General features: G+C 49.4%; 15 protein-coding genes. 7 read left to right on the top strand and 8 right to left on the bottom strand.

Translation table 11 applies throughout. From position 1 onward, the window contains the following. Positions 1–25 precede the first annotated feature (25 nt). Positions 26–676 (bottom strand): flavin reductase family protein, encoded by a 651-nt coding sequence (locus EL633_RS31550; protein ID WP_126631184.1) that lies wholly within the window; start codon positions 674–676, stop codon positions 26–28. Between the two features lie 419 nt (positions 677–1,095). After that, positions 1,096–1,797, bottom strand: coding sequence for a hypothetical protein (locus EL633_RS31545; protein WP_126631183.1), 702 nt, complete (start codon positions 1,795–1,797; stop codon positions 1,096–1,098). Positions 1,798–2,263: 466 nt separating this feature from the next. Here EL633_RS31545 and EL633_RS31540 point away from each other — a divergent pair, with 466 nt between their 5' ends. Further along, the gene (locus EL633_RS31540) at positions 2,264–3,247 is read left to right on the top strand and encodes an LLM class F420-dependent oxidoreductase (protein ID WP_126631182.1); all 984 of its coding nucleotides are present in this window, start codon (positions 2,264–2,266) and stop codon (positions 3,245–3,247) included. 168 nt (positions 3,248–3,415) lie between these two features. Here the strand turns inward: EL633_RS31540 and EL633_RS31535 are convergent, their stop codons facing one another. Continuing rightward, positions 3,416–3,847, bottom strand: coding sequence for an NUDIX domain-containing protein (locus tag EL633_RS31535; RefSeq protein WP_218027620.1), 432 nt, complete (start codon positions 3,845–3,847; stop codon positions 3,416–3,418). A gap of 109 nt (positions 3,848–3,956) precedes the next feature. On the opposite strand from EL633_RS31535, the gene EL633_RS31530 reads away from it, so the two are divergent. Then, positions 3,957–4,187 carry a hypothetical protein gene (locus EL633_RS31530; protein ID WP_126631181.1) on the top strand — a complete coding sequence of 77 codons (231 nt, stop codon included), beginning with the start codon at positions 3,957–3,959 and terminating at the stop codon, positions 4,185–4,187. A 178-nt stretch (positions 4,188–4,365) separates the two neighbouring features. On the opposite strand, the gene EL633_RS31525 is transcribed toward EL633_RS31530, so the two are convergent. Beyond that, positions 4,366–5,103 (bottom strand): SDR family oxidoreductase, encoded by a 738-nt coding sequence (locus tag EL633_RS31525; protein WP_126631180.1) that lies wholly within the window; start codon positions 5,101–5,103, stop codon positions 4,366–4,368. 114 nt (positions 5,104–5,217) lie between these two features. Next, on the bottom strand, positions 5,218–5,799 hold the full coding sequence (locus EL633_RS31520) for a TetR/AcrR family transcriptional regulator (protein WP_126631179.1): 582 nt from the start codon (positions 5,797–5,799) through the stop codon (positions 5,218–5,220). Positions 5,800–5,958: 159 nt separating this feature from the next. Between EL633_RS31520 and EL633_RS31515 the strand changes: the two genes are divergently transcribed. Both EL633_RS31515 and EL633_RS31510 read left to right on the top strand, forming a co-directional pair. Next, on the top strand, positions 5,959–6,225 hold the full coding sequence (locus EL633_RS31515) for an ATP-binding protein (protein WP_126631953.1): 267 nt from the start codon (positions 5,959–5,961) through the stop codon (positions 6,223–6,225). Between the two features lie 298 nt (positions 6,226–6,523). Further along, positions 6,524–6,703 (top strand): hypothetical protein, encoded by a 180-nt coding sequence (locus EL633_RS31510; RefSeq protein ID WP_126631178.1) that lies wholly within the window; start codon positions 6,524–6,526, stop codon positions 6,701–6,703. 70 nt (positions 6,704–6,773) lie between these two features. Here EL633_RS31510 and EL633_RS31505 read toward each other — a convergent pair whose 3' ends face one another. Beyond that, the gene (locus tag EL633_RS31505; RefSeq protein WP_126631177.1) at positions 6,774–7,376 is read right to left on the bottom strand and encodes a Uma2 family endonuclease; all 603 of its coding nucleotides are present in this window, start codon (positions 7,374–7,376) and stop codon (positions 6,774–6,776) included. A gap of 287 nt (positions 7,377–7,663) precedes the next feature. Between EL633_RS31505 and EL633_RS31500 the strand changes: the two genes are divergently transcribed. The 3 genes from EL633_RS31500 to EL633_RS31490 all read left to right on the top strand — a co-directional run bounded on the left by EL633_RS31500 (position 7,664) and on the right by EL633_RS31490 (position 14,944). Further along, positions 7,664–10,915 carry a S41 family peptidase gene (locus EL633_RS31500; RefSeq protein WP_126631176.1) on the top strand — a complete coding sequence of 1,084 codons (3,252 nt, stop codon included), beginning with the start codon at positions 7,664–7,666 and terminating at the stop codon, positions 10,913–10,915. 932 nt (positions 10,916–11,847) lie between these two features. Continuing rightward, on the top strand, positions 11,848–12,222 hold the full coding sequence (locus EL633_RS31495) for a hypothetical protein (protein WP_126631175.1): 375 nt from the start codon (positions 11,848–11,850) through the stop codon (positions 12,220–12,222). A 1,339-nt stretch (positions 12,223–13,561) separates the two neighbouring features. Beyond that, positions 13,562–14,944: a WD40 repeat domain-containing protein gene (locus tag EL633_RS31490; protein ID WP_126631174.1), complete on the top strand. Its 1,383-nt coding sequence runs from the start codon at positions 13,562–13,564 to the stop codon at positions 14,942–14,944. A 154-nt stretch (positions 14,945–15,098) separates the two neighbouring features. On the opposite strand, the gene EL633_RS37155 is transcribed toward EL633_RS31490, so the two are convergent. Beyond that, entirely contained in the window at positions 15,099–15,350 is a 252-nt protein-coding gene (locus EL633_RS37155; protein WP_174845189.1) for an alpha/beta fold hydrolase, read from the bottom strand. A gap of 17 nt (positions 15,351–15,367) precedes the next feature. Further along, positions 15,368–16,306: a hypothetical protein gene (locus EL633_RS31480; protein WP_126631173.1), complete on the bottom strand. Its 939-nt coding sequence runs from the start codon at positions 16,304–16,306 to the stop codon at positions 15,368–15,370. Between the last annotated feature and the right edge of the window lie 150 nt (positions 16,307–16,456).

Raw genomic sequence — 16,456 nt, 5'->3', positions numbered from 1 at the left:
TCTAGAAGCGAACCTCTGCTCTCCATCATCCCTTGAGAGGAACAACAGTGCCGCTCGCCGGATCGTAATGACCACGAACGATGGAGAAGGTTTCGTGAACGTAGGTATAGTCTGAACCTGCAAGTCTTCCCAGAGGACGTAGCTTCCGAATATCAATATGGAAACGTTCATCGATGATCTCATCACGAACGTACATCAGAAGCACCTCACCGAGAAGCAGTGTCGCGCCACTCTGCTCCGTTCCTATCGGCAATAGGCCGTAGAGACGGCATTCCATACTGATAGGGGCTTCCGCCACTCGTGGAGCGCACACCTTGCTTCCAGGGACAGCCGTCAGCCCAGCCATCGCGAACTCATCAACATGAGAGGGATAGTCCGTCGCAGTCTCATTCATCGCCTGTGCAAGCGTCTCGTCCGCGATGTTGACCACAAACTCACCACTACTAAGGATATTCTGTAACGTATCTTTCATCTGACTCCTTCCAGGTTCATGAAGCAGTGAGATGCTAATGATTGGAGGATCGTGACTCACTCCATTGAAAAAGCTAAATGGTGCAAGGTTGGCGATGCCATTTCGATCCACCGTCGAAACCCAGGCAATCGGCCTGGGAACAATCGAGCCGGTGAGGACCTTATAACGTGTACGGGCCTCCAAAGCATGTAAATCAAGTTCCATCGTTGTTCCTTTCAACAATGCTTATGCCTCACGAATAAAGGCGAGACGAAGCCGATCCGCTGAATAATTATTCATTGAAATAAATTTCAATGAATAAAGAGAGTATAAATGAGAGTGGCGGTAATGTCAAGGGGAAACAGGCTGAAATCCATTCAGAACCTGGACGTGATGAATGACAACCCTGGTCAGATATCAGAAATGACGAAGCACAAAGCGTTGATCTGGCGAGAGGACGCGTGGTCCAGAAAGAAGCCATAACGAAGAGAGAAGTTTGCAAGCGGAAGACTGGCGGACGGATGATTACCTACACGATTTCCAGACAACATTGGCAGCAGAAAGCCAGGATCCGCAAGCATTTGAGGCAGAGAGAAACACAGATTCTTAACATGCAGGGGGATATGAACCGACTCCCAGGGAGTCTACTCGGTCTGCATAGGATCAAATGGCTTTGTCTGCTCTGAGGGCAACAGCAGGTGCTCCGTACACACGGCACGATAGCGATCATTGAGACGCAACCCTTCGGGCAGAAGGTCAGGTAAGGTCTCCATATCAAATACTCTGTTATCACGGACATCATATATTTGACTATTGCGCGCGACACGTCCGCATTTTGGATCGCGCTCACCATTCACTGGATATGCACACCTGGCTGTACACACGACAACTTTTGCGCCATATCTACGAGCATCTAGCACCAGACCAAACTGATTACCGCTCGCTCCTTGATCAAGTCCTGCCGCATACACGCGCTCGATCCCAGCCAGAGCCCAGCGTCCCATGATTTCACGATAGAGACCTGAGATGGGCCTCCGCTGCTGATCAAAGCCAAACATGAACCACTCTTCCAGAAAAATAGTCTTGATACCGCGCCGTACAAGCTCCTCAACCGGAATATCACCAAGCGCTTCTACAGCTGTACAGTTTGGCGTGAGGGCCTCATTTGCACTCACGACATAGCCACGAGGAGCGATAACCACCTCTCGAACATCCACTCCCGGCCGATATGCTTCATAAGGAACGCCAAGGTGGGTAAGTTCGCCCATCTTGCCATAGAGTCGTGTCGTTTTACCAGCACCCATAGGCCCCGTATAAACGGTTACTTCCGGCAACACCTTCGTCATTAATAATAACCTGATCTATTCAAAATTCAGAGCTTTCGCATCTGTGATCCGCAAAATGGAGAAGCTTTGACCATAAAATCATAAAAAAATACAGCTCTGCCGATTTTGCGACCCGTCAGGCTGCCTCTTTCTCCACGATAAATGGAGAGATACTGATCAAAACCCGTACGCGTAGTATATCACCTCAAAGATGAAATGCCTACGGTACTGGCTCCTTCGGTTAACCGTTCTAAAACAGGTGATCGTTGCTTGCTTCAAACAAAATGGTACAAAAAGAAAAAGAAAAAATAACAATGCTACATCTGGCAAAAAAGCAATAGAATATGTGTTTTTTTGCTTATTTAGAAAATTGTATATACTATATTCATAGCTGCCGTTATAGCAGCATTCCGTTATATCATGATAGCGATAAGTAAATTCTATTGTACTTTGTTCTTTTTGTAGAAAAAACAGGAGGTACATTTTTATGCCAAACAAGAAACCGTTCCGATTTGGTGTCATTACCGAGAGCGCCCCATCACGTGAGCAATGGATCGCACTGGTACAGAAAACCGAGAGTCTTGGCTATGCCACATTTTTACTGGCAGATCACTTTGTCAATGAGTTTCCGCCCCTGGTGGCGCTTATGGCCGCAGCGGACGCCACGAAAACGCTGCGCGTTGGCACGTTTGTGTTCGACAACGACTTTCGCCATCCGGCACTGCTCGCCAAAGAAGTCGCGACACTCGATCTCCTCTCCGGTGGCCGTTTTGAGCTTGGCATGGGAGCCGGATGGCACCGACCCGAATACGAGCAAGCCGGACTCACCTTTGATCGAGCGGGTGTGCGTATCAGCCGCATGGAAGAGGCGCTGAAGGTCATCAAGCAGTTTTTCACCCAGGAATCGGTCACCTTTGCTGGCACCCATTATACGGTGACCAATCTAAAGGCCTTTCCCAAACCACATCAACGTCCTCATCCTCCCATTCTGGTAGGTGGAGGTGGCAAAAGGCTCCTGACGGTAGCAGGACAAGAAGCCGATATCATCAGTCTGCATCTAAGGGTCAAAGATGACGGCACAGTCGATGCCTCTGAGTATACCGATGCTGGCATGGCACAAAAGGTGGAGTGGGTGCGGCAGGCCGCGGGAGAACGATTTGAGGATCTGGAACTCAATCTTCTCATCAATCGCCTGATTATCACGCAGGATCCGCAACAAGCGGCTGAACAGTATATTCGCGAACGCGGGCAATCTGGAGTAACGGCCGAACAATTCTTAGCCAGTCCATATATGTTTGTTGGCAGTATCGAGCAAATCATTGAGAAAATACAACGACTACGTGAACAATTTGGCATCTCGTATTTTGTGCTCGACGCTGATTATATGGAAGAATTTGCACCAATTGTTTCCCGTCTCGCAGGCAGCTCTCCCAACGAAGCAATAGAGCAAACCTGGCCAGATGAGGCTTGACATATATGTGCAGTATTCAATACAAAAACCCTGCGTGCGGTCGCCAAATTAGGTAGGAGTACCTGGTCAATACGTGCAATGAGTAGCAGCCCCGTCAGCCATGTTGCGCCCATGCGTGAGAGTAACGTTTTGATTGGCACCTGCATGGGCGCGCGTTTCCTGGCTACCTTACTGGTTCGCTTGCTCCAGAAAGCGCTCTACAATCAGCCTTATCGTGGGAATCAAATCCAGGTCAAGCACTCTTTCGAGCGGCGTAAAAACCATAGCCTGCCCTTCACCCAGGACAATATCTTCCTGGCGGGCCTGGGTCTGGGTAGAGTAGACATGCCATTGACGATAAACTCCTGGCAGGGGGCCAGCAGGAAGGGTGCTCTCCCAGAACAACTTGAGGTTGCCATTCACCTTGAGGCCTGTCTCCTCTTCCAACTCCCTGCGGGCCGCTTCTTCCGGGGTTTCGCCCGGCTCAATCCCGCCTCCCGGTAGGCCCCATTTGTACGGCCACGCATATGCAGCGCCATCGCGGTGCTGCATCAACAGCTGGTTCTGCTGATCTATGACAAGCACCACGGCAATATCCTGATCCCGAATCTTTTGCTCCATTTTGTATGCTCTTTCTGTCTCTATTTGAGATGAGGGTGCTTCCTAACTTGACCGCGTAGGAGAAACTAATCCGAAATGAGGTTTGCTCCCTCCTCCAAGAGATCAGCTTATGATACCTACGATCATCAACCAAGCAGCACCTGTGGCCCCACCAGCATATCATAGAGTGCAAGGCCGGTCGGGTCCAGCCATGCATATTGATGCCCTCACCCTCGTCAGTACATTGCATCTGCTGGTTTTGTGCCGCCTGGCTGTGCGTCTGGCGTATCGAAGGCTTCTCTTACTCTTTCAAGATTCTCAAGAGCTAATCCTCCACCATAATGAGCGACGGCTTCGTTAGGATTGAGTTTAGCAGCCTGTTCAGAGGAACTGCTCAAAGAAGGTGCTACACATTGGTCCCCTCTTCTCCAGCAGGCTGCTACTGATCCCCTCGCATTTCATCAGATGATTAAGGGGCTGCTCAAATTCGTAGTATTTGGATCGCAGCCCCACGTGAATGTGTGCTCTTTTTTATCACATCAGATCTGTTGCTGTGCTTTATCCCAGTCAGCTTGTATCGGCTGGTAAAAGGATTTTTTGTCACTAGCAAGCGCAGCTTTAGCATAACGACTGGTTTCGTCTGCCAGAACCTCTTCCTGACCGTTGATAACGCCTTCAATAACGCTGGTGGCAACATCTACGGGGCTGACTTTTCTTGAAGGGTCAACATGAGTTGCCATATCCGTATCCATAAAACCAACATGCACTGCGACTACCTGCGTGCCCTGCGATCGTAGCTCAACGCGAATGCCATCGGTTAGAAGTAATGCAGCAGCTTTGGTTGCAGCATAGCTAGTGGTGGTTGGTGTCGTAAACCAGCTAAGAACTGATAACACATTGACGATCGTGCCCCCACCGTTCTTTTTCAGGATAGGCGCAAACGCTCGAACCATGGCCAGCATTCCAAAATAGTTTGTTTCCATAATATCACGTGCAATCTGTATCGATGGTTCTGTGAGCACAGATGTGGAGGATGCGATGCCTGCATTGTTGATCAGGATGTTGACATCCTGTGCTGCCTCAGCCACAGCGGCGATATCTTGCTCGTTTGTAACGTCAAGCTTGATGGGTTGAAGACGTGGATCAGTAGCCTCTATTGGTGTGCGACTCCCGACATAAACCTTCTTCGCTCCCGCCTCAAGTAATTTCTGGACAAATGCTTTACCCAGTCCACGATTGCCGCCGGTAACAAGCACAATGGAACCTTTTATATCCATTTTAGTATTCCTTTCCGGATCACTCTCTCTATAGTGATGTTTGAATGATTATTCAAACATCACTATAGAGAGAGTGATGTTTGAATGATTATTCAAACATCATCGCAAAAAAATTTAGCGAAACACTGATATTGCCGTTTTGGCCATATCTTCGAGGATGCGACGGCTTTGTTGCGCGCGTGCCATAACACGAATGCTGACCAGTGTTCCCAGCAAAAAATGCGCAAGTTGATGTGGATCACACGTCCAGGGCAGTTCGCCTGCAACCTGTGCTTTGATCAAGAGGCGATAGAACCCCTCTTTCATCTCTTGCAATGCAAATTGTGTTAGCATGCTGATCTCTGGGTCTTGCGGAGCCATCTCTAATGACGCATTGACCAGGAAACAGCCTCGGCGAGCAGGATCACTGAGCAGAAGATCAATACTAACTTGAAAAAAGCGTTCAAGGATCTCATAAAGTGACCCACTTTGGTCTTGAAGTGCGAGGATCGGCCCCTGGTATGTTGTCATGTAGCGTTTAAGCGCTGCAAGGTACAGCGCATGCTTATCGCCAAAGGTATCATAGAGGCTGCCGCGTCCAAGACCAGTACACTGTACAAGGTCCTCAATTGATGATCCTTCATATCCCTGCTGCCAGAACAGGCCCATAACTTTTTCCAGAGCCTGCTCTGGCTGAAATGATTTCTTTCCTGCCATCGTATTTTGCTGTCTCCCTTTCTATTTTGATAGTATACATCATCATGGAACGATCAGTCAAGGATAATATCTCCTCCTTCTTAACGGCATGTATAGCGAGGTCAAGCGTATGCAGCATCTGGTTGAGGAGTTGCTTGCTCTTACACCCCTGGATGATGGATACATGAAACACAGATCGGAACGGTACCCATAGCTCCGCTGATTGGTATTCCGCCAAAAGATCTGCCCTATGTCTTTGATCGTTTCTATCGTGCCGATTCTTCCCGAACTCGTCTGTCCCTGCAGGCAGGCGGAAGTGGCCTGGGCCTTTCCATTGCTAGAGAAATCGTTGAAGCACACGGAGGTAAGATAGCTATCAGGAGTTCCTCTGGCATAGGAATCTTTATTGACACCCTGCCTTCAAGCATATTGCGGGCTATAAAGTAATCAGGCTAAAATAAGAATCGATGCTACCTGGCTGGCATAAGCTGCTTATGAACCTTATAAGCTCTACGATGAAGCGATCCAACCACTATAGGATTAGAATGTATGCCGAAGGATTACCTTATCTTTATACATGGTGTCTATACTCGGGGCAACCCGCGCAGCGTCTCATATGCTGATAGATTATTTCAAAGTGTGCAAGAACAGGTAGAACGGAGAAATCCCTCTCGTACGCTTGTCAAGATACCACTCTACTGGGGTGATCTAAACGAGTCAGAGGAAGAGAAGCTAAAGAAAGCCTTTGCCAGTTCACCGCACTGGTCCAAGTTCCATCCTGGCCCTGGCCAATACTGGTAACGCTCACGGAAGTTATTGGCTAAGCACAAAGGTTGCCGAGAAGATTGCCGAGGCGCTTCTCGTATCCACCAGACAATCGTCCCAATCGAAAAATATCAATCAAGCTCGGGATAATATGCTATGATTGCGCCCATAAAGTAAATTACCCAGTAAAAGTCGCTTCTTACTATTTTTAGGGATGTATTGAATCAAGTTCAATCTTCCTCTTGCACCAGAGTATCAGGGAGAGGAATGCGCAAACCAGCATAGATATCATCTACGGACAAGGAGATATCAAGGCAGGCAAGTTGAAAGGTTTCATGAGCATTATAGGTTTGATATGTCCAGGGGTCGCCAGGATTACCACGGCTAAAAATTTCTACCATTTGCATGCGTGTATTGATAAGCATATATTCCTGAATACTGGGATGGCTACGATACCAGTTCAGTTTCCACCCTCGGTCAATGGCTTCTGTGCTCGGAGAAATGACCTCAACAACCAGGCGAGGAGAAAAGAGAGTATCCTGCTCTCCTCGATGATCCTTCTCATCACAGGAGACCGTAACATCTGGATAGACGTATTGCCGTTTGGCAACGAAGACACGTATATCACTATTATAAGTAATACATGAACCTCTGGTGCCCAATGCCTGAGTCAACAGAAAAAAAAGATTACCCGCCAAACGGCTATGATTGACAGAGCCGCCTGACATTGCCACAGCTTCCCCATCGAGATATTCATATTTTGTGTCGCTGGCTCGATCAAACGCAAGATATTGCTCTGCTGTCATATATAAACGTTGTGGATGCGCTGCCATCACCGTATTCCTCGCTCAAATTGGTCTTTTGCTGCAAAAAATCTCTCATTTCTTGCTTTATTATATCATGATTTCTCATAAATCTTCTGCAGACAAGATGTAGACACCCATCGTTCTCGGATAGCTGTAATTATCCTTCTTTTGTCCGAACGGATGTGCTATGAATGCGTTGTAGGCTCCTGGGAAACATCGCTGTTTGTCGAACGGTTCAGATTTTTGCTACAATAACATATATTCTCTCACTCAGCCTCGTTGCACGGCTGGAGTACGTTCCTGAAGGAGGATTCATGGGAACCACAGGCTATTTTCGCTTTCCGACCATTTATCGCGATCAGATCGTCTTTACCGCAGAGGATGACCTCTGGCGTGTCCCCGTTGACGGCGGTCGCGCCGAACGATTAACCGCTGGCGTGGCGGCGGCCACCAGGGCGCGTTTTTCGCCGGATGGTCAGCAGATTGCCTTTACCGGTTGTGGCGAAGGTCCAGATGAAGTCTATGTCATGCCCGCCGATGGTGGGCCATCACGTCGCCTGACCTATCATGCCGGGCGCGCTGAAGTAATTGGCTGGCAGCCCGACGGAGCGCAGATCATTTACGCCAGTTCGGCCGGGTTGCCCTCGCCCCGCTGGCGCATGCTCTCTGGCGTCTCCCCTCAGGGCGGTGAGCCCGTTCGGCTGCCCTATGGCATCGCCAACGCCATCGCCTTTGGCCCCGATAATGCCGTTGTGCTGGGCCGTAATACCCGCGAGCCAGCCTTCTGGAAGCGCTATCGCGGTGGGACCGCTGGCTACCTGTGGATCGATGCGCAGGGAACAGGCGAGTTCAAGCGGCTGCTCGATCTCAACAGCAATATCGCTGCCCCGTGCTGGGTGGGGGATCGTATCTTTTTCCTTTCTGATCACGAGGGCATCAGTAACGTCTATTCGTGCCTGCCCACCGGAGAGGATCTACGGCGCCATAGCAACCAGGAAACGTTCTATGCTCGTAATCTAGCGACCGATGGGCAGCTCTGTGTCTATCACGCGGGTAGCGATCTGTTTGTGCTCGACCCAACAACCAACCGTGAGACGCGGCTGGATGTCGATCTCGCGGGGTCGCAAACGCAGCGGGCGCGCCAGTTTGTCCCTGCGGGCAAGTTTATGGACTCCTATGCACTACATCCCAGGGGCCAGGCGGTCGCCCTCACGACGCGCGGCAAAGCCTTCAGCTTAAGCAATTGGGAAGGGGCCGTATTCCAGCATGGGCAAACCGATGGTCCGCGCTATCGCCTGATAAACTGGTTGGCCGATGGCAAGCGTCTGGTCGCTATCAGCGACGCGGGCGATGAGCCACGCCTGGCGGTCTTTTATGCCGATGGCTCAGTACCTGATCGCATCCTGAGCCCGCTTGATATCGGCCATGTAACCGCACTGTCTGCCTCGCCGGTTGGCGATCAGGTGCTGCTGGTCAACCATCGCAACGAACTGCTGCTGGTGGATCTGGCAGCAGAGACAATGCGCATGCTTGACCGCAGCGACTATGGCCGCGTTGAAGATAGCGACCTCGTGAATGGCATCGCCTGGTCGCCTGATGGACGCTGGGTCGCCTATGAACAGGCTATCCACGCGCAGCAAATCATCATTAAGTTGTGTCGTATCGAGAGTGGCGAGACCTATCAGGTAACTGACGCGGTGCGGCGCGATACCAAACCAGCCTTCGATCCTGCCGGGCGCTACCTCTATTTCTTGAGCGCGCGCGACTTTGATCCGGTGCCCGATGCCATGCACTTTGAATTTAGCTTCCCCAGGGGCGTGCGTCCCTATTTAATTACGCTGCGCAAGGACCTGCGCTCACCCTTTCAGCCGGAATCGGCGCTACTGCGTCCGGAAGATGAGGTGAAGCAGGCGGAGAAGAGGCAGAAAGAGAACACAGGCCATACATCCGTGCCCGAACCGGTGGAGATTGATCTGGATGGCATCGCCAATCGCATCGTGGCCTTCCCCATTCCTGAGGGTCGCTATGGGCAGGTTCTCGGCACCCGCGATGGCGCGCTCTTTACCTCGCTGCCAATCGAGGGATTGCGTGCTGGTGAGACCTCCGGTGTCAAACTGAAGTCGAATGGCAGTCTGGAGTGGTATGACTTTGAGAAGCGCAAACAGGAACATATCGCCGATGAGATTGGCGCTGTCAGCGTCACCGCCGATGGCACAACAATGCTCTATTACTCCCATGATCGGCTACGCGTCCTCAAGGCTGGTGAGAAGACACCAGAACTTTCCGCCCATGCCACTGACAAGCCTGGCCGGGAATCAGGCTGGCTCGATCTGGAACGCATCAAAGTTTCGATCCACCCGGGCGCCGAGTGGCGCCAGATGCTTGGTGAGGCGTGGCGCTTGCAACGTGAGCAGTTCTGGGTAGCTGATATGGCGGGCGTGGATTGGCAGAGCGTCTACGCGCGCTATGCCCCGCTGGTGGAACGGCTGACCTCACGTGGCGAACTCTCGGACCTATTGTGGGAGATGCAGGGCGAGCTTGGCTCGTCGCACGCCTATGAGTTGGGGGGTGAGTATCGTCCCCATCCCGATTATCGCCAGGGTTTCCTGGGTGTGGACTGGCGCTTCGATGCAGATGAGAAGGTCTATCGTATCACTCGTATCCTGCGCGGCGATCCCTGGAATCTGAAAGAGACGTCGCCGCTGCTGGCACCAGGAATAGATGCCAGGGTTGGCGACGCGGTGCTGGCGATCAACGGGCAGCATCTTACGGCGGAACAGGGACCGCAGCATCTGCTAGTAAACCAGGCGGAGGCAGAGGTGCAAATTCTCCTTCAGCCCTCCAATGGCCCGGCACGCAGCGTGACCGTGCGCACCCTCGCCTCGGAATTCGGCGCGCGCTATCGTGATTGGGTAGAGGCGAACCGCCGGCTGGTCCATGAGCAGACACATGGCCGCGTAGGTTATGTGCATGTTCCCGATATGTGGGCAGATGGCTACGCGGAGTTCCACCGCTATTACCTGGCCGAGTATGATTACGAGGGGCTCATCATTGATGTACGCTGGAATGGCGGCGGCGCCGTTTCCGGTTTGCTGCTGGAGAAGTTGGCCCGACCGCGGCTGGGGTATGCGTTCCAGCGCTGGTCGCCACCCGATCCGTATATCACTCATTCCCCGCGAGGCAAGCTGGTGGCAATCACTAACGAGAACGCGGGCTCCGACGGTGACATCTTCTCCCATGCCTTCAAAATGATGGGACTCGGGCCGCTGATCGGCAAGCGCACCTGGGGCGGCGTCATTGGCATCTCCCCCTATATGCCGCTGGCCGATGGGACCGTCACGACCCAGCCAGAATTTAGCTTCTGGTTCAAGGATGTGGGCTGGGGAGTGGAGAACTATGGCACCGATCCAACCATTGACGTCGACTACACGCCCCAGGATTACGCGCGTGGCTTCGATCCACAGCTTGAGCGCGGCATCACTGAAGCGCTGCGTCTGGTAGAGGAGCATCCTGCCGCGACACCGACGCCAGAACAGCCCCCCTATCGAGGCTATCCCAGGCAGTAAGGGGATACACTTCCCGTCAGCCGTTTCTGTGACACAAAGGAACAAGCATTGACCTTACGAGAGCCTGCTGGGACGGATACTCCTCTTTTGTCTCACCTGTTCAGGAAGAGCAACATACTGCTCTTCCTGAACTTTCACCAGGAGTGAATTGCCATGGCTTGTTCCGTTAGATACAGATAGTGATAAAGACATGGAACTGTAGCGACCTTCGCCAGAGCAACAAGAGTCAATACCAGAAACATGAAAAACACTCATCTCCACAGCCCAGAAGATAGGAATCTATCTTCCTGATACATTCATACAGCTTCTGGTCTCAAAAGACTTACAACATTGCATTTCATCCTGCACCGCATGTTATTTTGATCCTTCCGGAAAGCTTATTCCATGCCTAGAAATGAAAAAGGCTTTCACACACCAAACAACTATGCGGTGAGGCGGCGAAACTACCATGATGATCACTTCACGCCTCACCATACAACGAACTTCTTGAGCTTATTGAGATTTTCTCCTTGATCCGGCAAAATATGTGAAGAATAAAAATCAAAGAGCTGTCGATAATCAGCTTCAGAGTGCAATCCTTATCGAAGCTGAGAAGGGATACAAGCTCACCAATCGTAAAAAACTCAGGATCCTGCAATATATTCCAGCCTGACTCTACCCGTTCATATTCATCTATAGACAGTAATTGTGGCATGGACGGATTACGAGAGTAAAATGAGGAAAGAAATCATAAAAATTCTTCGTACTGGTTCTTATATTTATTAACGCAATCGCCAATGCAGTTGAATGCGTTGATGTTGATGAGATTGTTTTCATTAATATTACCAATACAAATTCAGGTGATCAAATTGATTTTGTTGATTTTGTAAAAATTACTTTACCAACAACCGTAGAATATTTGTTGCAAGGAACATATAAAGAATTAAGCTTTAATGGTCCACCGAGAAACACTACTGCTCCAAAAGCAAAAAAAATTTGGCCCCTATCAGAAAATAAAAGAGATACTCGATGGGTCCCAGGTTATCAGGAGAATTAATTATGAGCATTTAATACCAGAGATTGAAGCACTTAAAGGAAAATATATTAAGGAAGATCCACATATCAGCATGGCGATGTATTGGGTCCACTCCTGGGATCCCTTCGATCGAGCGGGGATCGTTGAACGCTATCTGGAACAGCATCATCTTTCATTTGCTGAGTTTGCGCCACGGGTCGCCCTGCGCTGTTTGCGGACTCTGCAAGAGACACTTCCAGTTTGTGGTGGGGAAGATGTACGCGATGAATGGGATTTTGAGAGTCTTGCCTAGACACGGGAGCGGCTGTTGGGATTGCTTGGGCGAATGATGAATGTGATGAGTCGCTCATCTCTATGAGTGAAGCACTCTCGATTGATGGTTGAATCAGGACTGAAGAGAGCCATTAGACGAGCCGATTTAGAGGTGCTTTCATTCAATAGCATAGAAATGGCCATTTCTTTCTTTTCTGAAAAAGGCTCATTTCGGCCCTAAACCGGCGCGTAATTACGTCGGCGTTAATAATACTTCATGACCATCATAACGCACCAAAAAGGGTCAAAATTCACTTATTTCTGAGAGCCCATGTGTTCAACAACAATAATGCTGGCTCTCCCCTCTCATTCGTGCTTCAAGAACGACTCAGTGGTACCTACCCATAAGAAAGACACTTCGAAGGTAAATCGAGACAAGATCCTTTTTGAGGAATGCGGATATAGGCACCAGAGATGTGGAAGATTCTGAAAACCGCAGGCTAACCTCCTGATCCCATTTGACATTGGAGCATACTCCTTTTCCATCCTCACATCCAATGTACACTCTTAACCAAATTGGGTCAGACACATGCACTTACGTGTACCAGGCGGCATGTGTTTTCTTGCAAACTATTCCGCACATGATCACAGATACAGGCTATATAATAAAGATTAACAGAAAAACTGGTGATCGTGGCAGGACAATAAACTGTACGTACCTGGTATACTCTTCAAAAGTAACCTCTCATTCTGCTGTCTTTCTCTCACAAGGGAAAGGGTTCAAGACGAAAGGAAATCGTTTGATGATGCAACGTTGAATTGGGCATGCATTCCTTTTTATCCCGCCACCACCGCTGAAAGAGATCGAGACCATTCCCTGGCACAAGATCCAAGCTGCCAATGGCACCGCCGAACATGTACCTCGGTTGCTTCACCAACTCTTATCCCCTGATTTGCAGACACAGAAGCAAGCCGTCACAGAATTAGACTATGCCTTGCTGGACACCTATCTATTATCTATCACCTCTTATACACAGAAAAACTTTTAGGGCTACTCTTTGAGGAAAGAACGAACCAGCAAAACGCTGCAGCTCTAACAGAGCAACAGAAAGCAACCCTTTTTCTTCTGTTGAGACGAGAAGATCTCTGGAAGAGTGGAGACTTTGTCTGGCTCCTTCAATCCTACGGTTTGCCCAGGAAACGAGAGGAGTTGGCAGCCTATCTAGAAGAGTTGTGATGCTCTCCTTGGGTAATGCACAAATGAGTGGAACATACACTCAGATATAATGTATGCTAACCGAGTAGAAAATGACAATGGACGTGTGAGATACTAAATAAGAAGTAGCCTCTTCACAGCTTGATGCAAGGAAAACTGGAATATGATGAAAGATGATTCTGCCAATACCTATCGGGAAGGTGGTCAACAGTGGCCAATTCATCAAGAGCACTCTACTCCTTCACGGCATAAAGTATCGCGCCGAGCCTTCCTTATAGGTGGTCTGAGTAGCCTCGCTGTTGGATCACTTCTTGCCACCATCATTGGCAGCAAAATTTTGTCGCATCCTCCTCAGTCGCATCCGTTTCTCACTATCCCCGCGGAGGATAAGAACTCAGGCCAGGGAACGCTCTTCTGGTCACCAGATGCCAAACGAGTCGCCATCTGCGAAGAAAACAGTATACGCATTCTAGATGGGCAAAGTGGACATCAACGCTGGAAATATCATTTCCCTCTCCCGAAAGTGATGATTGTCCCTCCTACGTTAACCTGGTCCCCTGATGGCAAGCATCTTTACTATGTCGAAAATAGAGACTTGTATGCTCTGGATGCGGATAGCGGCAATCTCCTGTGGAAAGATACCCTTACCTCAACCCCGAATGTCAATGATATTACCAGGCTAGCCTGGTCTCCCGATGGGAGCCGCTGCGCGATATATCCTGGAACCATCCCATCAGAAACCTCTTCATTGGGGAAGGAGCAAGTTATATTCGTCTGGAATATTGTTGATCGCCGTCGGATCGCCGTCTGTTCTATACCACCTACCATTACGCCACCAGATTTTTTGAGTGAATTGGCATGGTCGCCCGATAGCAGTCAACTTGCATCCATAGATACAAATGGCATTGTCATGGTCTGGCCTGCTTCTGGCGGTCTCCCAACCTGGTCATCACCCTCTGTAAACTATTATGGCTCATCCACTACAATGACCCCATGGATACGCTGGTCCGGAATAGACACACTTACCTCTGGACATTTTCTGGGAGAATATACGCTCTGGCAAGCTTCTTCTGGCAAACAGCTTTTCCAGAAAAAGCCTGACCAGGGACAATACAGCGTATATGGATCAGCAGGCGCCTCTTGTTCACCCGATGGGACACGTCTGACGCTTTTTGCATTCCAGGACCTGGACAATCTACGTTTACAGGTTTGGAATCTCCAAAGCAATCAGGTCCTGTTTACCTGTCAGGGTCCACAAGGATATGCACAGGATATAGCATGGTCGCCCAATGGAAAGTATGTGGCAGCCTGTTATTCAGGCTCGCCAGATAATGCAGACGTTGGTATTCAGCTCTGGGACGCAAGCAATGGGAAGCCCTTTGCTTTCTATAACGTCCTGCTTTCTCCATCTAAACTGCGATGGTCGCCCGATAGCCGCTTTATAGCAATATATACACCAACAGACGAACAATGCAATGACTCAATAATACGTCATGCTTGCCTTTTGATAAAAAACGTTTATCATATCTTTAAGATCTCATCATAATTCTGCTCATAATGACTGTTCACCTCCCTTTTCCTGGTGTGTAATCAAATTGAACCTTATTGGCTAGCGTGAAGCAACTCAAAACGTTTGCGGGCAATCGACGCAATCTCCGAGCTGACTTCCCACCGCTTTTGGAGCCGAGTAAAGCGTCGCTTCACACCACGCGCCCACTCTCGCGTGTGCGCTTCGTCTTGTAATGCATGGATAAAATCAAGCTTGGCCCCACGGCCGTGGTCACGTCGTAGGGAGGTTCTCCGGTAGATCGGCCACAAGCGCGTTGATCATAACGATAGACCGTCATGAGATCATCGATCATCTCTGCTACTGGCGCAAGGTAGTCCCACAGGCCGGGGCCACCATGGCAACACACCAAATTTCGTATGGCATCAGGATTTCGACATATCATATCCTTCACTGGAACAGTCAATCTTCCAGGAACGTGCTGATCATCTCAGCATCTGCAGGAATGATCTGAAGACTGCACCAATCAACTAGATACAGACGATAGGTTGTCATAAAATGTTGCAATGCATAAACGATATCCTCTTTTTTTGTTGGTACACTCGCTCCTACTTTTATCCCCAGCATCTTTACCATGCCATCAACATGCTGGCCATAGAAAAGATGTGTTGCGACGCTGAACGCAAAGCCGCCTTCTATCAGACCATCGGATCCCTGATATGCAATACCATCATAACGCGACAACATCGGGGCGAAGAAATCGGTAAGCTGATCTAACAGGATCCCTTCGGGCAGCAGAACATCGATGGGTTGTCTTACATGGATATGCTTAAAGACAAAAAATTGCCCATTGCTGACGCTGAATTTCTGATAGATGTCCCTGATTTTTGTGAACTCATCGTCAATAGCATCTTGCTGAGCAATGGAGATAAACTCAATTTGTCGCCAGTCATCCTCGTGAAGTTCGCAGATATGCTTCCCCTGTTTGGTTGAACCAGCAAGCACCGGCGGAATTTCATCACAGAGCGTCGGTAGTGTAAATAAAATATCTTTTGCCGGTACCTTGACGACTTTTTGGAGCGTAAGCACCAATTTACCAGTTCTCATAAACTCTTCAGCGGTCATCGGTTCCGCATTAGCCACCGTCCAGTCTTCATCTCCGATATGCATAGTTGTATCCAGTGCAAAACTTTGCGGCAGATTTTCAACTGGCATCTCCGCTTTTCCGAACACTTGTCCAGTACTATTATCAATAAATATCGTCTCTATAGTCGCCATATTCATCTCCAAGCATAAAAAGGCGCTTTGTATTGTATCAATTCCAGGATAGCAGTAGTAATAACCATAGACACTTTTAGTCCCACCATACACGCTCCATACGCTCATAAGAGTATAAAGCATAATGACGTCTCCAACAACTTTTTTAATCTGGCGATTCCTTTTAATATCTCATCCCGATTTTTCGCACTCTTTATCCAAGCTGGGAGTCTACTTGCCATGGTGGTATTTCTGATCTGCCCTCCTGCCGAGAACTTGAGGCGTTGTTCGGCC

Origin of the sequence: Dictyobacter alpinus, from assembly GCF_003967575.1 — a bacterium.
GTDB lineage: Bacteria > Chloroflexota > Ktedonobacteria > Ktedonobacterales > Ktedonobacteraceae > Dictyobacter > Dictyobacter alpinus.
Note: the sequence above shows the minus strand (reverse complement) of the source record. Positions and strands in the feature narration are given on the sequence as shown.